This window comes from Pseudomonas sp. FW305-70 (assembly GCF_058783925.1).
The window spans coordinates 123,557-145,266 of the sequence record NZ_JBYSYZ010000001.1 but is presented as its reverse complement, the minus strand read 5'-3'; the positions used below and the strand labels follow the sequence as shown (position 1 = coordinate 145,266).

Below are 21,710 nucleotides of genomic sequence, written 5' to 3'. Positions count from 1 at the left end.
ACTTCAAGGAACCCCGTTATGAGCGAAGCCATTCGTTATGAAAAAGACCAGGACCGTATTGTCGTCCTGACCATCGACCTGCCGGACCAGAGCGCCAACACCATGAACGCGGTGTACCGCGAGGCCATGGCCGACTGCGTCGCGCGCCTGGTGGGCGACAAGGACAACATCGCCGGTGTGATCATCACGTCGGCCAAGAAAACCTTCTTTGCCGGCGGCGACCTCAATGAATTGATCAAGGTCGGCAAGCCCGAAGCCAAAGCCTTCTACGACATGGTGCTGACCCTCAAGGGGCAGTTGCGCACCCTGGAAACCCTCGGCAAACCGGTGGTTGCGGCGATCAACGGCGCGGCACTCGGCGGCGGCTGGGAAATCTGCCTGGCCTGCCATCATCGGGTGGCGCTGGATAATCCTGCGGTGCAACTCGGCCTGCCGGAAGTCACCCTCGGCCTGCTGCCGGGCGGTGGTGGCGTGGTGCGCATGGTGCGTATGCTCGGGATCGAAAAAGCCCTGCCGTACCTGCTGGAAGGCAAGAAGGTGCGGCCGCAACAGGCATTGCAGGCAGGCCTGATCGACGATTTGGCAACCGACCGCGAAGATCTGTTGGCCAAGGCGCGGGCGTGGATTCTCGCCAACCCGGTGGCGGTACAACGCTGGGACGTGAAGGGCTATCAGATTCCGGGCGGTACACCGTCAAGCCCGAAAGTCGCCCAGATGCTGGCGATTGCCCCGTCTATCCTGCGCAGCAAAACCCAGGGCACGATGCCCGCGCCGGAGAAAATCCTCTGCGCAGCGGTCGAGGGCGCGCAGGTGGATTTCGACACCGCGCACCTGATCGAAACCCGCTACTTCACCGAGCTGACCACCGGCCAGGTCTCGAAAAACCTGATCGGTACATTCTGGTTCCAGCTCAACGAAATCAATGCTGGCGGCTCGCGACCTCAAGGTTTTGCGCCTTATGTCACCCGCAAGGTCGGCGTGCTCGGCGCCGGGATGATGGGCGCCGGTATTGCGTTTGTCAGCGCGTCGGCGGGTATCGATGTGGTACTCAAGGACATCAATCTCGCCGCAGCCGAGAAGGGCAAGGCGCATTCGGCAGCGCTGCTGGACAAGAAAGTCGGCCGCGGACAAATGAGCATCGAGCAGCGTGACGCGGTGCTGGCGCGTATTCAAGCCACCGAAAACGATGCTGACCTGGCCGGTTGCGACCTGATCATCGAGGCGGTGTTCGAGGATCGTGACCTCAAGGCCAAAGTCTCGTTGGCCGCGCAGAAGGTCGTCGGCGCGGACGCGGTGATCGCGTCCAACACCTCGACCTTGCCGATCAGCGGCCTGGCGTGCGCCGTGCCCGATCAGAGCAAATTCATCGGCCTGCATTTTTTCAGCCCCGTGGAAAAAATGCCGCTGGTGGAAATCATCAAGGGTGCCAACACCAGCGACGAAACCCTGGCCCGCGGATTCGATTACGTCCTGCAAATCAGGAAAACCCCGATTGTGGTCAACGACAGCCGCGGTTTCTTCACGTCGCGGGTGTTCGGCACCTTCACCAACGAAGGCATTGCCATGCTGGGCGAAGGTGTGAACGCGGCGATGATCGAGACTGAAGCACGCAAGGCCGGCATGCCTGTAGGACCGCTGGCGATCTCTGATGAAGTTTCCCTCAGCCTGATGAACCATATCCGCCTGCAAACGGACAAGGACCTGCAAGCAGAAGGCAAGCCGCTGACAGAGCATCCTGCGTTTGCCGTCATCGACTTGCTGCTCAATGAGTTCAAGCGTCCGGGCAAGGCTGCCGGTGGAGGTTTCTACGAGTATCCGGTGGGCGGCCAGAAACACCTGTGGCCGGAGTTGAAAAAACGCTTCGAGAAAGCCGACGGGCAGATTTCGCCAGTGGATGTGCGTGATCGCCTGCTGTTTGTGCAAGCCATCGAAACCGTGCGTTGTGTGGAGGAGGGCGTGTTGACCTCGACGGCGGACGCCAACGTCGGCTCGATCTTCGGCATCGGTTTCGCCGCCTGGACCGGCGGTGCACTGCAGTTCATCAACCAGTACGGCGTACAGGACTTTGTCGCCCGCGCCCAGTACCTGGCCAAGCAGTATGGCGAACGGTTCGCGCCGCCTGCACTGCTCCTGGAAAAAGCGGCGAAAGGGGAGGCCTTCTAAGGGCGCGATGACACATTTCGGGGCTTGCCTTGTTACCGTGTTTCGAGGCAGGCTCTGGGGTGTGCATTATTCCCATCACGTGTCAGGTATTTTTTATGTCGTTACGCATCTGCATTCTGGAAACCGACCACCTGCGTCCGGAATTGGTTGACCAATATCAGGGCTACGGGCAGATGTTCAAACACCTGTTTTCGCAGCAGCCGATTGCCGCCGAGTTCACCGTCTACAACGTGGTGCAGGGTGAATACCCAAGCGACGACCTGACATTCGACGCTTACCTGGTGACGGGCAGCAAGGCCGATTCCTTCGGCACCGACCCGTGGATCGAAACCCTCAAGAAGTACCTGCTGACCCGCTACGAGCGTGGCGACAAGTTGCTCGGCGTCTGCTTCGGTCATCAGTTGCTGGCATTGCTGCTCGGTGGCAAGAGCGAGCGCGCGACCCAGGGTTGGGGTGTCGGCACCCACAACTACAAACTGGCCGCCAAGGCCCCGTGGATGAGTCCTGTACGCGAAGAACTGACGCTGCTGATCAGCCACCAGGATCAGGTCACGTCGCTGCCGGAGAACGCCACAGTCATCGCCTCCAGCGATTTCTGCCCCTATGCTGCCTACCACATCAACGATCAGGTGCTGTGTTTCCAGGGGCATCCGGAATTCATCCACGACTACTCCCGCGCCTTGCTGGAGATTCGTCAGGATGCGCTGGGCCAGCAGATTTACTCCAAAGGCATTGCGAGCCTGGAGCAGGAGCACCACGGCACCACGGTTGCCGAATGGATGATGCGGTTTGTCGCGCATAAACCGGCAGCTGTTTAAAACCTGAATGCTTCGCGAGCAAGCCCGCTCCCACATTGAAATGCGATCAACATGTGAGAGCGGGCTTGCTCGCGAAGGTCGTGAACGATAGCGCGTTGAACCAGGGAGACAGCGGCGCCTCTGGCTTTTTCGCGAGCGAGCTCGCTCCTACAACCAGCCCGATTTCTTGAAACTCGTCCACAACCCCACGCAACCCACCGTAATAAACCCCAGCACCCCGAAATAGCCGTAGTGCCAGCTCAACTCCGGCATGTTCTGGAAGTTCATCCCGTAAATCCCCGCCACCGCCGTCGGAAAGGCCAGAATCGCCGCCCAGGCCGCAAACTTGCGTTGCACCACGCTCTGGCGAGAGGCCTCCAGCAGCACCCCGACCTCAATCGTCTGGCTGGCAATATCCGCCAGGGTCGTGAGGTCTTCCATCTGCCGCGTTACATGGATCTGCACATCGCGAAAGTACGGACGCATGTTCTTGTCGATGAACGGGAAGCTCAGCTTTTGCAGTTCCTCGCCAATCTCCACCATCGGCGCCGCGTAACGACGCAGGCGCAAGACATCCCGGCGCAAGCCATGAAGTTTCTGAATGTCATGCTCATTCAGCGCACTGCAAAGTACGTTGTGTTCCAGCTCATCGATTTCAGCATGGATGGCTTCACCCATTGGCTGGTAGTTTTCGATGACGAAGTCGAGGATGGCGTAAAGTACGAAATCTTCTCCGTGCTCCAGCAGAATGGGACGTGCCTCACAGCGCTGTCGGACATAGGCGTAGGAAGCCGAATGGCCGTTGCGTGCGGTAATGATGTAACCCTTGCCCGCAAAGATATGTGTTTCGATGAACTCGAGTTTGCCTTCATTACGAATCGGCGAGTAGGTAACGATGAACAGCGCATCGCCGAAGGTTTCCAGCTTCGGCCGGCTGTGTTTTTCCAGGGCGTCTTCAATGGCCAGCTCGTGCAGGTTGAACTGGCGTTGCAGGTTGTAGAGCTCCTCGGCGTTCGGCTCCTCGAGGCCGATCCAGACAAAGTGCCCGGGCTTTGCCGCCCAGGCTGCGCCTTCGTCGAGGGTGATATTGGTGACTTTCTTACCGGCGCTATAAACCGCAGCAGCAACAACTCTACCCATGATGGTGCTTCACTTCTTCTTGGCAGCTTTCAATTGGCAACAAATGCAATGGCAGTGTCGATCAGCTTAGCCTCGCAAGGGTTTGAGAGTCAGTTAAATCTTCCGAGTTCGCCGGTAAAGTCTCGCAGGCAAAAGAAAACCCGCACCAGGCGGGTTTCTTGTTCAGGCGGCTTGCAGTTGCCGGTCCATCGACTCGATGCATTCACGCATCTGCTCGCGGCACTGGGCAATCAGCAGGGGCATGTCGTCCAGGCTCAATCCGGCGGTAGGAATCGCCGGCAACGAGCGAATCAGGATTTTCCCGCTGCGCCAGCGGTTCAATTGCATGTGTTTGACGTAACTGCTGACACACACCGGCACGATGGGTACCCCGGCGGCAATGGCCATCTGGAATGCGCCTTTCTTGAAGGGGAGCAACTCCTCACCCAGGTTGCGCGTGCCTTCCGGGAATACCCAGATCGAAGTGTCTTTGTTTTGCAGGGTGTGGGTGGTGGTCAACATCGACTTGCGCGCCTTTTGCGCATTGCCGCGGTCGATCAGCACATTGCCGGCCAGCCAGAACAACTGCCCGAACAGTGGCACCCATTTCAGGCTCTTTTTGCCGATGCACACGGTACGGCGGGGTACCACGTTGCCAAACACAAACAAGTCATAGTTGGACTGATGATTGGCGATGATCACGCAGCTGTCAGGTTTATCCATCAACGGCCCGACTTCGGCCTTCACCCGCAAACGCAAAATGCACATGGCCGGCCACGCATACAGGCGTGCGCACAGGCGGCTGTTGTCCGGGTTGAAAGGCCGGCACAGGCCGAGGATTACACCCAGCACGCCCGCCACGATAAAATGCAGACCCATCAATGACATACGGAACAAAAACAGCATTTACAGGCCCCACCGGGACAAAAGGTGGCGCAGTGTACGGATGTGCACTGTTTTCGGCAATTGCTGCCAGAGTAGTGAGAGATAGCCGATGTTTGTGTTGATGTTTCCGACCAATTGGTCAGATGCGGTCTAGAGCGGTCACAGAAGTTTTACCAGGACAGGTACGAAAAAGCCCGACACGACGGTCGGGCTCTTCGTTGCAGCAGATCCGGGCTTAACCCAAATGCTCCTGGTCCTGGATGATCGCGTTGTCCAGGGCCTCCAGCAGTGCTTTGCGCACTTTCAATTTGGTGTTCTTGTGCGCGGTCATGTTGATCTTCTTCAACTGACGAGCCGCCGCCAGTGCCGCGCCTTGCAGTTCTTCCGCCGACACCACGACATCCAGGAAGCCGGCAGCCACGGCGCCTTGTGGATTGAACATCTCACCGTTGACCACCGAGCGCTGAAGCGCCACTTTGTTCAGGCGGTCACGGGCAATCTCGATGCCCGCGTGGTGCATGGTCATGCCGATCTGCACTTCGTTCAGGCCAATGCTGAACGGACCGTCTACGCCGATGCGATAGTCGGCCGACAACAGCAGGAACGCACCCTTGGCCACCGCATGCCCCGGGCACGCCACGATCACCGGGAAGGGGTGCGACAGCAGGCGGCGGGCCAGGGTCGAGCCGGAGGTCACCAGTGCCACGGCTTCTCTAGGGCCGGCCGTCATCACCTTCAAGTCATAGCCGCCAGAGAGAATGCCCGGCTGGCCGGTAATGATCACCACCGCACGATCAGTCACTGCCCGATCCAGCGCAGCGTTGAACTCGGCAATCACATCCGGGGAGATGGCATTGACCTTGCCATTGCTCAAGGTCAGGGTCGCGATACCGTCTTCGAGATGGTATGAAATCAACTCACTCATGACGCTATTCCTTTCAATAAAGTTGGGCAGACGTTACCCACCGCCGCAGGCCAGGTAAAGCGCCGTGACTGACCCGCCAGTCACCCTTTGCCCGCTCGCCAGGCGCAGCCCGCCGCGCCTACTGCGCATTCCCCTCTATATAGAGGAGGGCACGAAGCCGGAGATTGGCCGGTTTGCCATGGCCCGGAGGGAGCGCAAACGCTGAATCGCGTTAAGCGCATGAAAATTCTGAAAAAAATGTTTGCCATCGGAAAAGCTTTCGACTACATTAGCGCGCCTCGACAGACAGAACATGTTTGAAGAGATACGGTGAAGTGTCCGAGTGGCTTAAGGAGCACGCCTGGAAAGTGTGTATACAGGAAACTGTATCGAGAGTTCGAATCTCTCCTTCACCGCCACATTCTGTAAACACAAACCCCTGATTTTCCTAGAGAGAGTCGGGGGTTTGTGATTTCTTGCGTCTGAAAAAAGGCGATATGGGAACAATAAGCAGCGTACCTCCTTACGCAACTCTCAGATTTTGCCTACAACTTCAGCGAGACCCACCGGATATTCTTGTAACCGCCCCAAACAAAATCTGAACCTCAGACACGAAAACGCCGCTTTCCTATTGCTGGGTAAGCGGCGTTTTCTTCGCACGTGTTGGAGGGTCGCTTCATGCATCAGCGATGTCATTCGCGGCTAGCCCAGCCACGCTGGAGTGGGCGCGTATCGAGTCCTTGCTCGGCGCAGCAGGCGCCAGAACCATTGAAGGCCATGGATCGCGAGTACGTTTTGAGCTCAATGGCGTGGTGGCCACCTTTCACCGTCCCCACCCCGACAAAGAAGCCAAGCCCTACCAGGTGCGAGACGCTCGGACTTTCCTTGAACAAGCAGGAGTTACGCGTGAACGTGATGAATTACAACGGCTATGCAGCCAGAATTGAGTACAGCGACGAAGATGGCCTGTTTGTCGGCCACATCGCAGGCATCAAGGATGTCGTTGGGTTTCACGGCGAGTCAGTCCAGGAACTCCGAGCGGCGTTCGAAGAGGCCGTCACTGACTATCTGGAAACGTGCGCCAAGCTCGGACGTGCACCGCAGAAGCCCTACTCGGGCAACCTGAGTCTGCGTCTGGCCCCCGCACTGCATGCGACGGTCGCGGTAAAAGCGCAGTTAGCTCACAAGAGTATCAATCAGTGGGTCGCCGACGTGCTTGATCGCGAAGCGCATGCCTAAGGTTGTGTTATTTGTTCACTGCGGTATCTGGTCAGGTGTGACTGCGGAATCGGACTGCTGCACTGGCATCAGTGCTTTTGCAGAGAAATGGCCAAGTTCACTGGCCTGCACCACATTCATTTTAAATCGTGGCAGAAAAAGCCACTACGTCAGCTCAAACCGCTCTTGCGCATAATCCTTACCTGCCAGGGTAAGTTCAAAAATGGTGGCGCCGAACGTACCCCGAGTCACTTTTTGATTCACAAGACGTTTAGCCTGGAGTTGCTTCAGACCCTCTTCAACTTCCAGCTTGCTGAGTGAGACCAGCTTGCAAATCGAGTCCAGGTTTGCAACTTTTCTGAAGTTTGCGTGATAGGCCAACACTTCCATCAGTAGCGTTTGGTTATCTGTCAGCTGTGGAAATTGTGGGTTGTTCTTTTTGTAAATTTTTCGCTCTATCTCATGTAGTTCACTGTAGGCTCCGTCGTTGCTGCGGTAGTAGTAAATCACTAAGGTCAGTGTGCTGACGAACGCCCCGATAATCATCAGCAGCGACCAGTTCGGCATTGGCGTTTCCAGTTGAAGCCAGCTCCATGTGCGTAGCAGCCAGCCCTTGATCTCTGCCAACAACGTCAGCTCGAAGTAAGTGTCGAGCAGCTTTGTGGCAATGATCAGGGCAATAAGGAAGCCTGCAGCCGAGTAGGCCATAGCCTTGCAAGTGAACGGGGAATGATTGCCTTCTGCCGCCATGCTGATGGTCTCCAGCGCAGGGAACCGATGTTTCAGCATAGCAGCAGGGCACTCTGGCATTGGCCACGCAAGCAGTGAACAAGGCGAGCCGGCTGTTAGACTGTGCGGATTCTTCGAATGGAATCGACATCATGCTCCCTCCTCGCGTCAGTTTTCGTGGTACCGCCAGGTTCATAGTGACTGTGTGGGTGGTCGCCCTGTCATCACTGGCCCTCGCTTCCGCTCCTGCAACCTTTCCCGACGCCGAAGCCAGCGACCCCGCCAGGCTGGGCTGGATGGTCGGGTCTCCACCTCCCGCTGATCGCACTGTGCGTTTTGAAGACGGCAGCTATTTCCGGTTTCCGGCAATGCGCTGGAGCGTCTCGAATTTCCGGCAACTGATGCCGACGATCAATGTTTCGCGTGGGCTTGGTTCGCCTGTTCCCTTGGTATCCACGTTGCGCGACGACATCGACACGATCAGTTTCGTCCCCCTTGGTGCCCAGCTGCCTATGACCTGGGAGCAATCCCTGGCGGCTACCTACACCGATGGCATTGTGGTGATGCACCGCGGGAAGGTCGTCTACGAGCGTTATTTCGGTGTGTTGAAGGCGGACGGTCAACACGCCGCGATGTCGGTGACCAAGTCTGTGGTCGGCACGCTGGGCGCCATGTTGGTGGCGCAAGGGCGTATCGATGCTGGCAAACGGGTTGACGAATATGTACCGGAGCTGAAGGACTCCGCGTTTGGTGGCGCCACGGTACGGCAGGTGCTCGACATGACGACGGGCCTCAAATACAGCGAGGACTACGCGGACCCGGATGCCGAGGTCTGGGCCCATGCCAGGGCAGGCAGCCCGGTGCCAAAACCCAAGGGTTATGACGGCCCTCGCAGTTACTACGAGTTTCTGCAGACGGTGCAACCACAAGGCGAGCACGGCAAGGCGTTTGCCTACAAAACCGTCAACACCGATGTGCTGGGCTGGGTCATTGCCCGTGCCACCGGACGCAATGTGGCGCAACTGCTGTCGGAGCAAATCTGGAGTCGATTGGGCGCCGAACAGGACGCCTATTTCACCGTGGACTCCATCGGCACGCCGTTCGCCGGTGGTGGCCTGAATACGGGGCTTCGGGATTTGGCGCGGTTTGGCGAGATGCTGCGTAACGGCGGTCGGTTCAATGGTCAGCAGATCGTGCCTGAGGCCGTGATTGCCGATATCCGTGCTGGTGCCGATAAACAGGCTTTCGCCAAGGCGGGGTACACATTGCTCAAAGACTGGAGTTACCGGTCGATGTGGTGGGTGACGGACAAGGAGGGCGGGGCGTTCATGGCGCGCGGGGTTCACGGGCAGCGTATCTATGTCGACCCGAAGGCCGAGATGGTCATCGTCCGTTACGCATCACACCCGGTGACCGGCAACTCGGCCAATGATCCCGTGACTTTGCCGGCGTTTGATGCGCTGGCTGAATATCTGAACAGGAATAAACAGCAATGATCACCACCACAACCCACTCCATTGAAGGCCGGCAAATTACCGCCTACCTGGACATCGTCAGCGCCGAGTCAGTGCAAGGGATCAACGTTGTTCGTGACGTATTTGCCGGGATGCGCGACATTTTCGGCGGGCGCTCCCAGACGCTGGAGCGAGCGTTGAAGGAAGCCCGCATTCAGGCCACTGATGAGATCAAGGAGCGGGCGCGGGCGCTTCAGGCGGACGCGGTGGTGGGGCTTGACTATGAGATCAGCATGCCGGCCGGCAAGGGCGGAATGGTCGTCGTGTTTGTGACCGGGACAGCGGTCAAGTTGCGATGAGGGATCGCAGCCATTCGTCGGTCACATGGAGATTCGAACGGACAGTCCATTAGTGACCGGCTAGTCTCAAAAGCCTTGGCGATCGATATTTTTCAGGCAAAGGGCTTGCCGGTGTCGATCCCGCTCTTTGAAAGGGGTGAAGAGATGGCTGATCCGTATATCGAGGACGATGGCGCAGAGTTTCCGATCAACAATTGCGTGCAGTGTGGCCAGACTCAGTATGTGGCCAGTTTCGGTGAGGACCAGACAGAGGTCGACAAGATCAAGACCAGGGCGTGCCGGGTCCTGAAGGGCAAGTTCCTGCCCAAGGTGACAGCACCGGTCAGGAAGTAGACGAACGCAGGCAGACCCCGTCATTGAACGGGGTTTTTCGTGTCTGAAAGGTTTTCATGACGAGTTTTTTAAAGTGGAGATCTTTCACAAACTTTTCACAACAGCTGCCGTAGTCTCGACTTATCCGTTAGAAAGCAACACCTGGCCCGTTTCCCCAGCGGGCTTTTTTTTGCCCGTCGTAAAACCTTTTCCAAAATAGCTGTCCAACCGTCGCCAATCGCGAAGTTGGACCGGCGTGCTGGACTCTATCCGCGCCAAAGCATTCAATCTCGCCCCCTTGTGTGTACCCCTATTTTTTGAGGTTTTTGTCATGCGTTTAACACTGCCTGCTCTGGTTCTGGGGCTTCTGGTTGCTCAAGGTGCAATGGCCGGTGACGGTACTGCCGCGTTGGGTGGTGGCTTGGGCGGCGCATTGGGTAACGTGGTCGGCCAGAAGATGGGCGGCAGCACTGGCGCAGTGATCGGTGCGGGTGTTGCTGGCGCGGCGGGCAGCGCAGTTGCCGCCAAAAAAGGTCATCGCACCAGCGCTGCCATCGGTGGCGGTGTCGGCGCAGCCGGTGGTTCGGTGATCGGTAAAAGCCTGGGTGGCAAGTCCGGTGCCACCATCGGCGCAGGCCTGGGCGGTGCATTGGGCGGCGGCGTAGGCAGCAACCTGGCCAACGGTCACAAGCGTCACTGATGCTGATCCAGATTTGAAACAGCCCGGCTTGATGCCGGGCTTTTTCATATATGAACGATTCCCGCCGTAGCGGCTCAAATCTTCCATACCCCTGAAGATGCGAGGCGTGCCATGAACTCCCAAACCGACGGCAAACAGAACGCAAGCCCGATGACTCGACGATTGATGTTGCCTGCGATTGTTTTTGGATTGCTGCTCTCCCAGGTGGCGCTGGCAGGCGGTAATGGAGATGCCGCGGTGGGCGGTGGTCTCGGAGGGGTGCTGGGTAACGTGGTTGGTGGCCAGGTGGGTGGCAGTACTGGCGCAGCGATTGGCGCGGGTGTCGGCGGAGCAGCCGGCAGTGCCGTTGCCGCGCCCAAGCGCAATCGCACCGAAGCGGCAGTAGGCGGCGGTTTGGGCGCGGCAGGCGGATCGGTGGTCGGCAACAGTCTTGGCGGTTCGACCGGATCGGCCATCGGTGCCGGCCTTGGCGGTGCAGCCGGCGGCGCGATCGGCAATGATCTGGGGGATGACAGTGGTCATTCCCATTCCGGTGGCGGCCATAAACACTCGAACAAGCACCACAAAAAGCATCACTGATTGAGTGAGGCATACCATGACTCTGGAATCCGAAGGCACGCAAGACAAAGACCCAAGTGGACAGCCATCCATCAACGATCCCGGCAATGAAGATCCGGGATCGCTGATGGATGATGCGACGGTGCCACTTAACGATGCTGATGATGCAGGCGATGTGGGAAATATCGAGTTTGATGATGAGGAAGAGGACGAAGACTGATTGAGCCCTGTTGCCGAATCAACCGATCGTCTACCGGGTCGAACGCGTCCATCGCGCAGTCCTCGATATGTCATGACCTGCTCTTGAGGTCAGATGAGAGGTGCGATATGAACACTGATCCAAAGGCCTTCGACGTTGATGAAACTCCGGAATATCCGCTGCCGTCACCTACCGACTCCTTGAGCCGCGACCAACGACCGCCGGACGATGATGCCGGCGTGGAGCAAGTGCCGAGCGACGAGAGCGACGAGAATGTCGAGGCAGATCCGCACGACCGGCGCGATGCAGATACCGACGGCTCGGGAGAGCCGGCTACTTCGAAGCGGCGGCGAGGGCATCCGGGTCCTTAATGCTTGCTGAGCGAATCGAGCCGAGGGGGTCGCCCGATCCCAGCGGGTCCACCCACCCCGTCGGGTTGCGGGTGTACCGATACGGGTTCAACCCACCGCCCGACTTGCGCGGATCCGGTGTCAGAAAACGACCGAAGTCCGGATGGTAATAGCGATGCCGGTTGTAGTGCAGGCCACTCTCAGCGTCGAAGTATTGCCCCTGAAACCGTAAGGGTTGTTCGAGCCATTCGCGGCTCGATTTGCGGAGTTTGCCGTGGGCGGTGTATTTGGCCGACCAGACGATCGCACCGCCGTGGCCGGTCAGTTCCTGCGGGGTGCCGAGGTGGTCGAGTTGAAAGTAGTAGGCGCAGGCTTGTGCCCGGCCTTTGCCGTCGAGCAGCGCCAACGGGCGGAAGCTACCGGCTTCACTGCGTTCGTAGATGTAGCTTCGGTAGTGCGGGGGGCCGCTTTCTGCGATCAGCCGGTCGTCTTGCCAGAAGTATTGCGTGGTGTAGCCTTCAACCGTTTTCTGGATACGCCGGCCGAAAGCGTCGTAGCGATAGCTGACACCTTTGCCGTCCGGGGGGCTGACGCTGATCAGGCGGTGCTGGCTGTCGTAGGTGTATTCGGTGACCTGGGGCGGCAGGCCGCGGCGTTCGCGGATCAGATTGCCGAAGGCGTCGTAGTCGTAATAGCTGCCGTCATTGCCACTGCCACTGCGCAGCAGGCGGTTGCTCTGGAAAGCACACGGGCCGGGACGCTCGTGGATCAGCAGGTTACCGGCCGGGTCGTGGGTGAAGTGCTCTGCGCACTGGTCGCGGGCGTGATGTACGCCGGTCAGGCGGTCGAGTGCATCGTATTGATAGCGGCGTGAACCGTGGCGGCTGTCGGTAACCTTCAAGAGGTTGCCCTTGGCGCTGTAGGCATACTCACGGCGGTACAGCGGCCGTTGTTTTTGGCTGATGACATGGGCCTGCAAACGGCCTTGCTCGTCGTAGGCGTAATCGCTGAGCAGAAGGCCCTGTTGGCGCTGCTGTTCGCGCCCGCCGACAAAACGATGGCGGGTCAGGGGGGTGCCGTTGAGGTCGATGGCCGTGAGGGCGCCTCCCTTGGCGTGGTGGTAGACGAGGATACAGGCGTCGGGCAGGTGCAGGCACTTGAGTCGACCGCAGACGTCGTAGTCGTAACGCAGGGTGCCCCAGCCCTGATACTCGGTGATCAGTCGGTCCTGAAGGTCGTATTCGAACTGCAACGGTGGGTCCCGGCCGTCATCGACGCTGACCAGTCGCCCGAGCGTGTCGTGGTGGTACTCGACCCTGACTCCGTCGGGCAAGGTTTGGACCCGTAACCGCCCGGCGCTGTCACGCTGATAGCCGGTAACCAGCTGCGAACCTTCGTCGCCAAACTCGGTTTTCTTCAGCAATTGGCCATTGAGGTCGTAGCTGTAGGTGGTACGACGTCCATCGAAGGCGGTTTCCTGTCGGATCAATCCTCCCGGGGTGTAGTCCAGGCGGTAAGTGTCGCCCACCTCGTTTTCGATCTCGGTCAGCAACAATTGCGCATGGTCGTAGCGGTACTTCAGCGCGCTGCCGTCGGGGTTGATCCGACAGCTGATCAAATGAAGGTCGTCGGCGTATTCGTAACGGGTTACCCGTCCCAGTTCGTCGGTCTCGGCGGTGATCCGACCGTAGGCGTTGTAGCGCCAGGCACGGCAGGCGCCCGTGGGCAGCGTGGTCCGGCTCAGTCGACCCACGGCGTCCCACTCATAACGGGTGATAGCACCGTGTTCGTCCTGCCCGGTAATCCGCCGCCCCAACGCATCGTAGGAAAAAATGCGCTGAGAACCATCGGGCAAGGTTTCTTCCAGCAATTGCCCCAGGACGCTCCAGACAAACCGGTGAATGCTCTGGTCTGGAAAGCGGATCGTCAGCAAGCGCCCCAGCGAGTCGTAGGAATAGTGGGTGATCTGTCCGTCGGGATCAGTGACGGCAGTGATGTCTCCCTGGGCATTGCGCTGGTAGCTCCACGTCGCCTGAGCGCGGGTTCGGGCGTGCAGGAAACCGTGGCGATATTTGTAGGACGTGGGCGCCTCATCCGGCGCAAGCAGCGAGCTCAGTCGACCGGCTTCATCATAATGGTATTGGGTGACGGCGCCGAGGGCGTCCTGCTCGAAGATCAATCGGCTCAGATTGTCGTAGGCCTTGTGCTGTTCGCCGCCGTCCAGCCCGATGTGGCGCACCAGTCGCGCGTATGGGTCATGAACGTAAACCTCTTGGCTGCCGTCGGCGTTGTTCACCGTCACGGTGCCTTGATCGTCCCAGACGTAACGCGCCTCCATCTGCGCAAACGAGGCCCAATGATGGACGCAACGGGCGGTTTTGCCGGAGCGTTCCCACGCCCAGAAGAAACTTGCGCCGCCCGCCAGTTGCCGTTGCAGGATCACGTGCTGCTCGTCGTAGTCATAACGCTCGCTTTCACCCGCGGCGTTGGTCACCTCGACCAAACGCTGGCGGGCGTCGTAGCGGTAGCTGGCCAGTGTCTGTTCGGTGCACCAGGAGTACGCCTTGGGCCCGCAGCGCTGAAACACCTGATAGTCGACGGCCACCAGGTGCTTGAGGTCATAACGCAGCAGCAAGGCACGGTCAGCGCCGTTGTCCAGGCGCTGAATCCGCTCAAGGCCGTCCCGATGTACCGTCAGGCGGTTGTCGTAGGCGTCGCTGATCGCGATCAGTCGGCCATCGCGGAAATGAAAAAAACGCGCCGCGTCGCCAGCCTGGGCGAGGATCAGCTCGCCCGGTTCTTCGCCGAGGTAAATCGCCGCCCGCGACAGTCTGTTACGGATCAATGGGCGCGCCGTCGTCGGCCATGGAAATGGCGTGCGGCGGTTTTCGGCGTCGATCCACAGCACCTGCTCGCCGTGGAATTCCAGATGCTGGGACAGCGAGTGCCGCCAGCCGAAACCGAGCCCGCTGTCGAGTTCGACGGTACGGGTGCGATAGAGGCGGGTGAAGTCGAACGGCAAGATCCCGTCGAGGGTGCCGTCCGTGAGGGCCAGCGATACTTCGCCGGTGACCATCGACACCGGGCCGTTGTGCGGGGTGGTGCGCTCGAGGGTATCGATACTGGCGGGGAACCTGTGCACCTGTCTCAGGGGACCGCTGGCGGGACATGCCAATACCTTTTGGGGATCGAACATCTGCAGACTTTCGCTTGGCGGAATGTAGGACCTGAGACTCTGCGGAGGATCTTCCAGGAAAGAAGTCGGGAAAGTTGGCGTTTGATGTAGGGCGAATCGCTAAATCACGAGAGCCATTCGGCGTGGATCGGGATTTCAACGTTGCTCTGAGACGGCCACGCTCGTTATGCTGCTGAATCCTTTAATCCATTCGGGTGCGGGCCTCACCTGCGCCGCCCGGGATGCCTTGGAAAACGGATCAGATGCGATGAATGCACCGCTCAAAACATTCGGCCCGATCAAGGCCGTGATTTTCGATATGGACGGCTTGCTGCTGGATACAGAGGGCATCTACACCGAAGTCACGTCCATCATCGCCGCGCGTTATGGCCGAACGTTCGACTGGAGCATCAAGCAGAACATCATTGGCCGGGGCGCAGGGGATCTGGCGCGCTATGTGGTTGAAGCGCTCGACCTGCCGATTACCGCCGAAGAGTTTCTGGTGATCCGCGAGCCGCTGATGCGCGAGCGCTTTCCTACAGCACAGGCGATGCCTGGCGCACAGGAACTGGTGCGGCATCTGAAGGCCAACAACATTCCCATTGCCGTGGGTACCAGTTCATCGAGCCAGTCGTTTGGTCAGAAAACCACCCTGCACCGCGACTGGTTCACCTTGTTCGACTTCATCGTCACCGCCGATGACCCCGAGGTGGGGGCAGCCAAACCGGCGCCGGATATCTTTCTGACGGCGGCGCGGCGTCTGGGCGTCGCGCCCGAGGATTGCCTGGTGTTCGAGGATTCGCCCTTTGGTGTCACCGCGGCGAAAGCGGCGGGGATGACGGCGATCGCGATTCCGGATGCGGCAATGGCCGACGCCAGGTACGCACACGCCGATGGCATTCTTCGTACGTTGAAGGCGTTCGAGCCGGACACCTTTGGTTTGCCTGCGCTTGAGTGGGCCTGACAAAGGAAAGTGTGGGAGCGGGCTTGCTCCGGGCGGCGATCCGACGAAGGCGGTGTGTCAGGCAACATTGATGTCGTCTGATCCACCGCCTTCGTCGGATCGCCGCCCGGAGCAAGCCCGCTCCCACATTTTGCTTTGCGTTCAACGCATCAGGCGCCGAAGCCACCGTCGATGGTCAGGCTGGCCCCGGTGATGTAGCCGGCTTGCGGGCTGACGAGGTAGGCGACGAAGCTGGCGATCTCTTCGGCCTTGCCGTAACGGCCCACGGCCATCAACGGGATCAGGCTTTCCGCAAAGTCACCCTCGGCCGGGTTCATGTCGGTGTCGACGGGACCCGGCTGCACGTTATTGATGGTGATGCCTTGCGGGCCGAGGTCACGGGCCAGGCCTTTGGTCAGGCCGACCAGTGCCGATTTGCTCATGGCGTACGGGCCGCCACCGGCAAAGGGCATGCGATCGGCGTTGGTGCTGCCGATGTTGATGATGCGACCGCCTTCGGTCATGTGTCTGGCGGCGGCCTGAGTGGCAATGAACACGCTGCGTACGTTGATGGCCAGGGTTTGGTCGAAGTCTTCGAGTTTAAAGTCGGCCAGTGGTGCGACGGCCAGCACGCCTGCATTGTTGACCAGGATATCCAGGCGACCGAAGGCTTCCACCGTGGCGGACACGGCGCCGCGGATCGCGTCGGCGTCGGCGCTGTCGGCCTTAATGGCCAGGGCCTTGCCGCCTTTGGCGGTGATGCTGTGTTGCAACTCTTCAGCTTTGGCTGTCGAGCTGACATAAGTGAAGGCAACGGTCGCGCCTTCAGCGGCCAGGCGCTTGACGATGGCTGCACCGATACCGCGGGAACCACCTTGAATCAATGCCACTTTGCCGCTGAGATTCTGAGTAGTCATGTCGATCTCCAAGTCCCGAGGCGAGATGTCCCGGTTGATGGAGGCTAGTATCGATTCAGGATTACGAGCTGTGTAGGCCATAATTGCGATAGTCTGTGTAAACCAAAAGTTTATAGTGGCGTCTATGGAAACCTTCAGCAGTATCGAATGCTTTGTGCGCAGCGCCGAGGTCGGCAGCTTCGCCGAAGCGGCGCGACGCTTGAGCCTGACACCGGCGGCGGTGGGCAAGAGCGTTGCCAAGCTTGAGGCGCGCCTGGGCGTCAGATTGTTTCAGCGCAGCACGCGCAGCCTGACGCTGACCGAGGCCGGTCAATTGTTTCTCGGCGAAGTCAGTACCAGCCTGCACACCATCCAGAATGCCGTGGCCAATCTCGCCAGCGCCGGTGGGCAACCAGCGGGTACGTTGAAGGTCAGCATGGGGACGGTATTCGGTTGCCTGTACATAGTGCCGATGCTCGGCGAGTTTCTGCGGCGATTCCCGGCGATCAACCCGGACTGGCACTTCGACAACCGCCAGGTCGATCTGATCGGGCAGGGGTTCGACGCGGCAATCGGCGGCGGCTTCGAATTACCCCAGGGCGTAGTCGCGCGCAAGCTGAGTCCGGCGCATCGGGTATTGGTGGCTTCGCCGGATTACCTGGCGGTACATGCGTCAATCACCGAGCCGGACGACCTCAAGCACCACGACGGGATTCTGATCCGCTCGCCGCAAACCGGTCGCGTGCGCTCCTGGCAGTTGACCCACCGCAATCAGCAACACAGCCCGTTGACGCTCAAGGCGCGGATGACCATGAGCGACTCCGAGGCCGCCTGCGTCGCCGCCGCACAAGGTCTGGGCATTGCGCTGGTGAGTATGCCGTTCGCCTCGGGTTACCTGGAGGCGGGCAGGTTGCAGCGGGTGTTGCCGGACTGGTACATCGACGACGGCTACACCTCCATCTATTACGCCGAACACAAACTGCTGCCTGGCAAGACCCGGGCGTTTGTCGATTTCGTCATCGAGCAGTTTGCCGAGCGGGGGTTGGGGCAGAGGTTTAGTGCTCTTTGAGTCAGGCTCAGGACCGAGTTGCCCCCTTCGCGAGCAAGCCCGCTCCCACAAGGGGATTGTGAACGGCGCATATCCAGTGTGGGAGCGGGCTTGCTCGCGAAGGGGGCGCCGCGGTCTACCGGGCAAACCGCCCGGGCCAGCCGATGATGTTTTTCGGCCGCGGCGTCGCATAGGTCCGCACCTTCGAGGTCGACAGTCCCAACCGCACCAGCGATTCGGCAATGGTCACCGCCGCCGTCACCCCATCCACCACCGGTACCCCGGTACGCCGGCGAATCTGCTCGTCCAGCCCGGCCATGCCGCCGCAACCGAGGCAAATCACTTCGGCCTTGTCCTGGGTCACCGCCAGTTCGGCCTGGTGTACGATGGCTTCCAGTGCGCGTTGCGGTTGGTGTTCCAGCTCCAGCACCGCCAGGCCACTGGCCCGTACCGAGGCGCAACGGTCCCACAGGCCCGAGAGCTTGAGGCGGTCTTCGATCAGGGGCACGGTGCGGTCGAGGGTGGTGACCACGGAATAGGCGTGACCGAGAAACATCGCCGTGCTGGCGGCGGCATCGGTGATGTCCACCACCGGCACGTTGAGCAGTTCCTGCAAGCCTTCGCGGCCGTGCTCGCCGTAGCCGGCCTGGATCACCGCGTCGAACGGCTGGTCGTAGGACATCACCCGGTCCATGACCGCGATGGCCGCCAGGTAACTTTCGAAATTGCCCTCGATGGAGTCGGCGCCGAAGTGCGGGGTGAGGCCGACGATTTCCGTGCCGGGTGAGGCCACGGCCTGCGCCGAGCGGGCGATGGCCTGGGTGATGGATTCGGTGGTGTTGACGTTGACCACGAGAATACGCATGGGGAGTCCTTATTGCGGATGGTTCTGCGGCCCGACTTTGCCGGGCCGCCATGGAGTCAATGGCTGACGTTTTCGACCGCGATGGCTTCACCGCTGACGTCGGCGTAGTGCGGCTGGCGCTTGGCGATGATCAGGTAGAGCATTCCGGCGATGCCGGCACCAATCAGCCAGGAGAACGGCGACACGCTGTGGAAACCCGGCACCAGGGCCAGGACGATGGCGATCAACGCGGCGGGAATGAACGCCGCCACGGCGCGCAAATTGACCCCTCGGCTGTAGTAATAAGGGCCGTTGGGGTCTTCGCTGTACAACTGCGGCACGTTGACCTGGCCTTTTCGAATCAGCCAGTAGTCGACCATGATCACGCCGTACAACGGGCCGAGCAGGGCACCGAGGCCGGACAGGAAGTACACGATCACCAGTGGGCTGTTGTAGAGGTTCCACGGCAGGATCAGCACGGCGATGGTCGCGCTGATCAATCCGGCGCGACGGAACGTCAGGTACTTCGGCGCCAGGTTACTGAGGACGAACGCCGGGGCGACGAAGTTGGCCATGATGTTCACCGCCACGGTGACGATCAGGAATGCCAGGCAACCGAGTACCAGGAAGAAGGTGTTGGGGATCGAGGCGATGATTTCGGTCGGGCTTTCGATGATCCGGCCGTTGATCTGGAACTGCGCGCCGCACAGCAGGACAGTGATGCTGGCGAACACCAGGATATTCACCGGCAAGCCCCAGAAATTTCCGACCTTGATGGTCTTGCGGCACGGTGAAGAGCGGGCGAAGTCGCAGAAATTGAGGATCAGTGTGCCGTAGATCGCCAGCCACAGTGCGCCACCGGCAAAGATGTTGCGCCACATCTCGCCACCGGTCAGCGGCTCACGGATCGACCAGGCAATGGTCGCGTTGGCCTGGAAGTACATCCACGCGGCGAGGGCGGCGACGGTCAGCAGAATCACCGGGCCGGCAAACGCTTCGTAGCGCCGCACCATCTCCATGCCATAGGCCAGGATCGCCAGTTGCACGAACCAGATCGCGACGAAACATACCCAGCCCAGGGTCGACAGGCCGAGGATCGAGTTGTGGTCGTAGTCGGCGAACCCGGGATGGATCGCCGTCAACAGCACACGAAAGACGACGGACGCGAGGTACGTCTGAATACCGAACCAGGCGATGGCGATCACTGCGCGGATCAACGCGGGAATCTGCGCCCCGTGGATGCCGAAACTGATCCGGCTGATGACCGGAAACGGCACCCCGGTTTTCTGGCCCATGTAGCCGGACAGGTTCATGAAGAAGTAAACCAGCGCCGCACCAATCCCCAGGGACAACAGGATCTGCCAGCCGCCCAGGCCCAGGGCATACAGGCCGATGGCAAAGGAGTAGTTGGCAATGTTGTGAACGTCGTTGGTCCACAAGGCAAAGATGCTGTAGCGGCCCCAGCGCCGGCCTTCGGCCTTGGTCGGTGCTAGGTCCTTGTTGTGCAGTCGAGGACTGAGCACCACGGGGGAGTCATGCGCCTGATTGTCGGCGGTGTGGGTGGAATGGGGGGAGGGTAGATCCAGAGCGATATTGTTATTGGAGAGACTGGTACGCATTCCGGCAGGCTCCTGATGCTCGACGCCGCGATGACTGTGCATGAGCCTTGGCTCGACAAATCTTCGTCGCGGGTGGCGAATATCATTGGTTACGGGGCATCTGCAGCCTGTACGGGATAGGGCGCTTCAGGCTTGCGGATCTAAGGTGTGTGTATGTTTTGAGATGATTGTATACAAAACATGTATGCACTTAAGCCAGATCCATGCCAGTCGAGCGTTCTATGAACGGCGCTGTTCATTTCGTTTTGTTATGGCTTTTCGCCAAGTCATTGAAAAATTGACAATATAAATTGACCGATTGAACAGGTATTTATTTTGAGTGGGGGGAGTCGGGGGGGCGTGGCAGCGCACGTCAGGGGGAGGAATGTAACTTTTTGGGGCGCAGAAACTAAAAGTGCACACAAAAATGGCACCTATGGTGACAATCGTGTGTACACATTTTTTGAAGCTGCAGATAACACTGTAGGAGCGAGCTTGCTCGCGATGAACCCGAGAACGCAGCGGGGTATCAGGCACCCCGCGTTATCGTTGACGACCATCGCGAGCAAGCTCGCTCCTACAAGGATCAGGCTTTGGACTTGCTGATGATATTCCCCGCGTGCAACCCGCATTCCTTCTGCGTCGCTTCTTCCCACCACCAGCGGCCTTCACGCTCATGCTGGTTCGGCAGTACCGGGCGGGTGCAGGGTTCGCAGCCGATGCTGATGAAACCGCGTTCGTGCAGGCTGTTGTACGGCAGCTCCAGCATGCGGATGTAGCCCCAGATCTCTTCGCTGGTCATTTGCGCCAGCGGGTTGAACTTGTACAGGGTGCGTTCCGCGGTGGAGAACGCGGTGTCGATTTCCATCACCGCGACGGCGCTGCGGGTACCGGGGCTCTGGTCGCGACGCTGGCCGGTGGCCCAGGCTTTCACGCCGGACAGCTTGCGGCGCAGCGGTTCGATCTTGCGAATGCCGCAGCATTCGCCATGGCCGTCCTTGTAGAAGCTGAACAGGCCTTTTTCCTTCACGAAGGGTTCGAGTTTCGTGTAATCCGGCGACACCAGCTCGATGTCGATCTTGTAGTGCTCGCGCACCTGATCGATGAAACGGTAGGTCTCGGGGTGCAGCCGGCCGGTGTCGAGGCTGAACACCTTGACGTTCTTGTTCAGCTTCCAGGCCATGTCCACCAGCACCACGTCCTCGGCACCGCTGAAAGATATCCACAGGTCATCGCCGAACTCGGCAAACGCGAGTTTCAGGATGTCCTGGGCGGATTTGTTGGCATAGGTCGTGGCGAGTTCCACGACGTCGAACGTTGGGCTCATCAGGGCGGCTTCCTACAGGTCGGTGGCGCTGGGCGCTCTATATGGGGCCGATGGTAACAAAAAGCTGCGCGGGCCGGGGCATCCTCTGCGTTGCGCAGGCAGGCCCGAGTCGCTAGAGTTCGGCAATCTTTT

General features: G+C 59.6%; 22 protein-coding genes and 1 tRNA gene. 14 read left to right on the top strand and 9 right to left on the bottom strand.

Annotated features, from left to right (window positions below):
- The first annotated feature begins 18 nt into the window (after positions 1-18).
- Both AC3WN7_RS00660 and AC3WN7_RS00655 read left to right on the top strand, forming a co-directional pair.
- Complete coding sequence (locus AC3WN7_RS00660) at positions 19-2,163, top strand: 3-hydroxyacyl-CoA dehydrogenase NAD-binding domain-containing protein (RefSeq protein WP_102673288.1); 2,145 nt, start codon at positions 19-21, stop codon at positions 2,161-2,163.
- A gap of 95 nt (positions 2,164-2,258) precedes the next feature.
- Entirely contained in the window at positions 2,259-2,981 is a 723-nt protein-coding gene (locus AC3WN7_RS00655) for an amidotransferase (protein ID WP_007971914.1), read from the top strand.
- Positions 2,982-3,128: 147 nt separating this feature from the next.
- Here the strand turns inward: AC3WN7_RS00655 and AC3WN7_RS00650 are convergent, their stop codons facing one another.
- The 3 genes from AC3WN7_RS00650 to AC3WN7_RS00640 all read right to left on the bottom strand — a co-directional run bounded on the left by AC3WN7_RS00650 (position 3,129) and on the right by AC3WN7_RS00640 (position 5,889).
- Entirely contained in the window at positions 3,129-4,100 is a 972-nt protein-coding gene (locus AC3WN7_RS00650; protein ID WP_095964036.1) for a magnesium and cobalt transport protein CorA, read from the bottom strand.
- A gap of 162 nt (positions 4,101-4,262) precedes the next feature.
- Complete coding sequence (locus AC3WN7_RS00645; RefSeq protein ID WP_095964037.1) at positions 4,263-4,985, bottom strand: lysophospholipid acyltransferase family protein; 723 nt, start codon at positions 4,983-4,985, stop codon at positions 4,263-4,265.
- A 214-nt stretch (positions 4,986-5,199) separates the two neighbouring features.
- Positions 5,200-5,889: a crotonase/enoyl-CoA hydratase family protein gene (locus AC3WN7_RS00640; RefSeq protein ID WP_095964038.1), complete on the bottom strand. Its 690-nt coding sequence runs from the start codon at positions 5,887-5,889 to the stop codon at positions 5,200-5,202.
- Positions 5,890-6,197: 308 nt separating this feature from the next.
- Between AC3WN7_RS00640 and AC3WN7_RS00635 the strand changes: the two genes are divergently transcribed.
- The 3 genes from AC3WN7_RS00635 to AC3WN7_RS00625 all read left to right on the top strand — a co-directional run bounded on the left by AC3WN7_RS00635 (position 6,198) and on the right by AC3WN7_RS00625 (position 7,107).
- Positions 6,198-6,287 (top strand) — tRNA-Ser (locus AC3WN7_RS00635).
- Between the two features lie 270 nt (positions 6,288-6,557).
- Positions 6,558-6,815 (top strand): type II toxin-antitoxin system HicA family toxin, encoded by a 258-nt coding sequence (locus tag AC3WN7_RS00630; RefSeq protein ID WP_102673287.1) that lies wholly within the window; start codon positions 6,558-6,560, stop codon positions 6,813-6,815.
- The gene (locus AC3WN7_RS00625; protein ID WP_008017639.1) at positions 6,775-7,107 is read left to right on the top strand and encodes a type II toxin-antitoxin system HicB family antitoxin; all 333 of its coding nucleotides are present in this window, start codon (positions 6,775-6,777) and stop codon (positions 7,105-7,107) included. Before AC3WN7_RS00630 ends, AC3WN7_RS00625 begins: the two co-directional genes overlap by 41 nt.
- A 144-nt stretch (positions 7,108-7,251) precedes the next feature.
- On the opposite strand, the gene AC3WN7_RS00620 is transcribed toward AC3WN7_RS00625, so the two are convergent.
- Positions 7,252-7,836 (bottom strand): hypothetical protein, encoded by a 585-nt coding sequence (locus AC3WN7_RS00620; RefSeq protein WP_095964040.1) that lies wholly within the window; start codon positions 7,834-7,836, stop codon positions 7,252-7,254.
- A gap of 131 nt (positions 7,837-7,967) precedes the next feature.
- Between AC3WN7_RS00620 and AC3WN7_RS00615 the strand changes: the two genes are divergently transcribed.
- The 7 genes from AC3WN7_RS00615 (at position 7,968) to AC3WN7_RS00585 (ending at position 11,768) form a co-directional block, all read left to right on the top strand.
- Entirely contained in the window at positions 7,968-9,311 is a 1,344-nt protein-coding gene (locus AC3WN7_RS00615; protein WP_102673286.1) for a serine hydrolase domain-containing protein, read from the top strand.
- Positions 9,308-9,628: a YbjQ family protein gene (locus tag AC3WN7_RS00610; protein ID WP_015096087.1), complete on the top strand. Its 321-nt coding sequence runs from the start codon at positions 9,308-9,310 to the stop codon at positions 9,626-9,628. Before AC3WN7_RS00615 ends, AC3WN7_RS00610 begins: the two co-directional genes overlap by 4 nt.
- Before the next feature lie 144 nt (positions 9,629-9,772).
- Positions 9,773-9,961, top strand: coding sequence for a hypothetical protein (locus AC3WN7_RS00605; protein ID WP_033047548.1), 189 nt, complete (start codon positions 9,773-9,775; stop codon positions 9,959-9,961).
- Positions 9,962-10,271: 310 nt separating this feature from the next.
- Complete coding sequence (locus AC3WN7_RS00600) at positions 10,272-10,640, top strand: hypothetical protein (RefSeq protein ID WP_015096085.1); 369 nt, start codon at positions 10,272-10,274, stop codon at positions 10,638-10,640.
- A 111-nt stretch (positions 10,641-10,751) separates the two neighbouring features.
- On the top strand, positions 10,752-11,219 hold the full coding sequence (locus tag AC3WN7_RS00595; protein ID WP_102673285.1) for a glycine zipper domain-containing protein: 468 nt from the start codon (positions 10,752-10,754) through the stop codon (positions 11,217-11,219).
- A gap of 16 nt (positions 11,220-11,235) precedes the next feature.
- On the top strand, positions 11,236-11,418 hold the full coding sequence (locus AC3WN7_RS00590; RefSeq protein ID WP_095964043.1) for a hypothetical protein: 183 nt from the start codon (positions 11,236-11,238) through the stop codon (positions 11,416-11,418).
- Between the two features lie 107 nt (positions 11,419-11,525).
- The gene (locus tag AC3WN7_RS00585) at positions 11,526-11,768 is read left to right on the top strand and encodes a hypothetical protein (protein WP_102673284.1); all 243 of its coding nucleotides are present in this window, start codon (positions 11,526-11,528) and stop codon (positions 11,766-11,768) included.
- Here the strand turns inward: AC3WN7_RS00585 and AC3WN7_RS00580 are convergent.
- Entirely contained in the window at positions 11,731-14,943 is a 3,213-nt protein-coding gene (locus tag AC3WN7_RS00580) for an RHS repeat-associated core domain-containing protein (RefSeq protein ID WP_102673283.1), read from the bottom strand. The genes AC3WN7_RS00585 and AC3WN7_RS00580 overlap by 38 nt on opposite strands.
- Positions 14,944-15,190: 247 nt before the next feature.
- Between AC3WN7_RS00580 and AC3WN7_RS00575 the strand changes: the two genes are divergently transcribed.
- On the top strand, positions 15,191-15,886 hold the full coding sequence (locus AC3WN7_RS00575) for an HAD-IA family hydrolase (protein WP_102673282.1): 696 nt from the start codon (positions 15,191-15,193) through the stop codon (positions 15,884-15,886).
- A gap of 149 nt (positions 15,887-16,035) precedes the next feature.
- On the opposite strand, the gene AC3WN7_RS00570 is transcribed toward AC3WN7_RS00575, so the two are convergent.
- Positions 16,036-16,782 carry a 3-oxoacyl-ACP reductase family protein gene (locus AC3WN7_RS00570; protein ID WP_102673281.1) on the bottom strand — a complete coding sequence of 249 codons (747 nt, stop codon included), beginning with the start codon at positions 16,780-16,782 and terminating at the stop codon, positions 16,036-16,038.
- A gap of 124 nt (positions 16,783-16,906) precedes the next feature.
- On the opposite strand from AC3WN7_RS00570, the gene AC3WN7_RS00565 reads away from it, so the two are divergent.
- Positions 16,907-17,830: a LysR family transcriptional regulator gene (locus tag AC3WN7_RS00565; protein ID WP_095964048.1), complete on the top strand. Its 924-nt coding sequence runs from the start codon at positions 16,907-16,909 to the stop codon at positions 17,828-17,830.
- 115 nt (positions 17,831-17,945) lie between these two features.
- Here AC3WN7_RS00565 and AC3WN7_RS00560 read toward each other — a convergent pair whose 3' ends face one another.
- The 3 genes from AC3WN7_RS00560 to AC3WN7_RS00550 form a co-directional block, all read right to left on the bottom strand.
- Positions 17,946-18,674 carry an aspartate/glutamate racemase family protein gene (locus tag AC3WN7_RS00560; protein WP_095964049.1) on the bottom strand — a complete coding sequence of 243 codons (729 nt, stop codon included), beginning with the start codon at positions 18,672-18,674 and terminating at the stop codon, positions 17,946-17,948.
- A 56-nt stretch (positions 18,675-18,730) separates the two neighbouring features.
- Positions 18,731-20,272, bottom strand: coding sequence for an NCS1 family nucleobase:cation symporter-1 (locus AC3WN7_RS00555; RefSeq protein WP_102673280.1), 1,542 nt, complete (start codon positions 20,270-20,272; stop codon positions 18,731-18,733).
- Between the two features lie 565 nt (positions 20,273-20,837).
- Positions 20,838-21,578, bottom strand: a complete 741-nt coding sequence (locus AC3WN7_RS00550) for a phosphoadenylyl-sulfate reductase (protein ID WP_102673279.1) — start codon at positions 21,576-21,578, stop codon at positions 20,838-20,840.
- Positions 21,579-21,710 lie beyond the last annotated feature (132 nt).

Excerpts from the sequence above, each read along its gene's own strand:
- AC3WN7_RS00660 (WP_102673288.1), top strand. The coding sequence starts at position 19 with ATGAGCGAAGCCATTCGTTATGAAAAAGACCAGGACCGTATTGTCGTC.
- AC3WN7_RS00655 (WP_007971914.1), top strand. The coding sequence starts at position 2,259 with ATGTCGTTACGCATCTGCATTCTGGAAACCGACCACCTGCGTCCGGAA.
- AC3WN7_RS00650 (WP_095964036.1), bottom strand. The coding sequence starts at position 4,100 with ATGGGTAGAGTTGTTGCTGCTGCGGTTTATAGCGCCGGTAAGAAAGTC.
- AC3WN7_RS00645 (WP_095964037.1), bottom strand. The coding sequence starts at position 4,985 with ATGCTGTTTTTGTTCCGTATGTCATTGATGGGTCTGCATTTTATCGTG.
- AC3WN7_RS00640 (WP_095964038.1), bottom strand. The coding sequence starts at position 5,889 with ATGAGTGAGTTGATTTCATACCATCTCGAAGACGGTATCGCGACCCTG.
- AC3WN7_RS00630 (WP_102673287.1), top strand. The coding sequence starts at position 6,558 with ATGTCATTCGCGGCTAGCCCAGCCACGCTGGAGTGGGCGCGTATCGAG.
- AC3WN7_RS00620 (WP_095964040.1), bottom strand. The coding sequence starts at position 7,836 with ATGGCGGCAGAAGGCAATCATTCCCCGTTCACTTGCAAGGCTATGGCC.
- AC3WN7_RS00615 (WP_102673286.1), top strand. The coding sequence starts at position 7,968 with ATGCTCCCTCCTCGCGTCAGTTTTCGTGGTACCGCCAGGTTCATAGTG.
- AC3WN7_RS00610 (WP_015096087.1), top strand. The coding sequence starts at position 9,308 with ATGATCACCACCACAACCCACTCCATTGAAGGCCGGCAAATTACCGCC.
- AC3WN7_RS00605 (WP_033047548.1), top strand. The coding sequence starts at position 9,773 with ATGGCTGATCCGTATATCGAGGACGATGGCGCAGAGTTTCCGATCAAC.
- AC3WN7_RS00600 (WP_015096085.1), top strand. The coding sequence starts at position 10,272 with ATGCGTTTAACACTGCCTGCTCTGGTTCTGGGGCTTCTGGTTGCTCAA.
- AC3WN7_RS00595 (WP_102673285.1), top strand. The coding sequence starts at position 10,752 with ATGAACTCCCAAACCGACGGCAAACAGAACGCAAGCCCGATGACTCGA.
- AC3WN7_RS00590 (WP_095964043.1), top strand. The coding sequence starts at position 11,236 with ATGACTCTGGAATCCGAAGGCACGCAAGACAAAGACCCAAGTGGACAG.
- AC3WN7_RS00585 (WP_102673284.1), top strand. The coding sequence starts at position 11,526 with ATGAACACTGATCCAAAGGCCTTCGACGTTGATGAAACTCCGGAATAT.
- AC3WN7_RS00580 (WP_102673283.1), bottom strand. The coding sequence starts at position 14,943 with ATGTTCGATCCCCAAAAGGTATTGGCATGTCCCGCCAGCGGTCCCCTG.
- AC3WN7_RS00575 (WP_102673282.1), top strand. The coding sequence starts at position 15,191 with ATGAATGCACCGCTCAAAACATTCGGCCCGATCAAGGCCGTGATTTTC.
- AC3WN7_RS00570 (WP_102673281.1), bottom strand. The coding sequence starts at position 16,782 with ATGACTACTCAGAATCTCAGCGGCAAAGTGGCATTGATTCAAGGTGGT.
- AC3WN7_RS00565 (WP_095964048.1), top strand. The coding sequence starts at position 16,907 with ATGGAAACCTTCAGCAGTATCGAATGCTTTGTGCGCAGCGCCGAGGTC.
- AC3WN7_RS00560 (WP_095964049.1), bottom strand. The coding sequence starts at position 18,674 with ATGCGTATTCTCGTGGTCAACGTCAACACCACCGAATCCATCACCCAG.
- AC3WN7_RS00555 (WP_102673280.1), bottom strand. The coding sequence starts at position 20,272 with ATGCGTACCAGTCTCTCCAATAACAATATCGCTCTGGATCTACCCTCC.
- AC3WN7_RS00550 (WP_102673279.1), bottom strand. The coding sequence starts at position 21,578 with ATGAGCCCAACGTTCGACGTCGTGGAACTCGCCACGACCTATGCCAAC.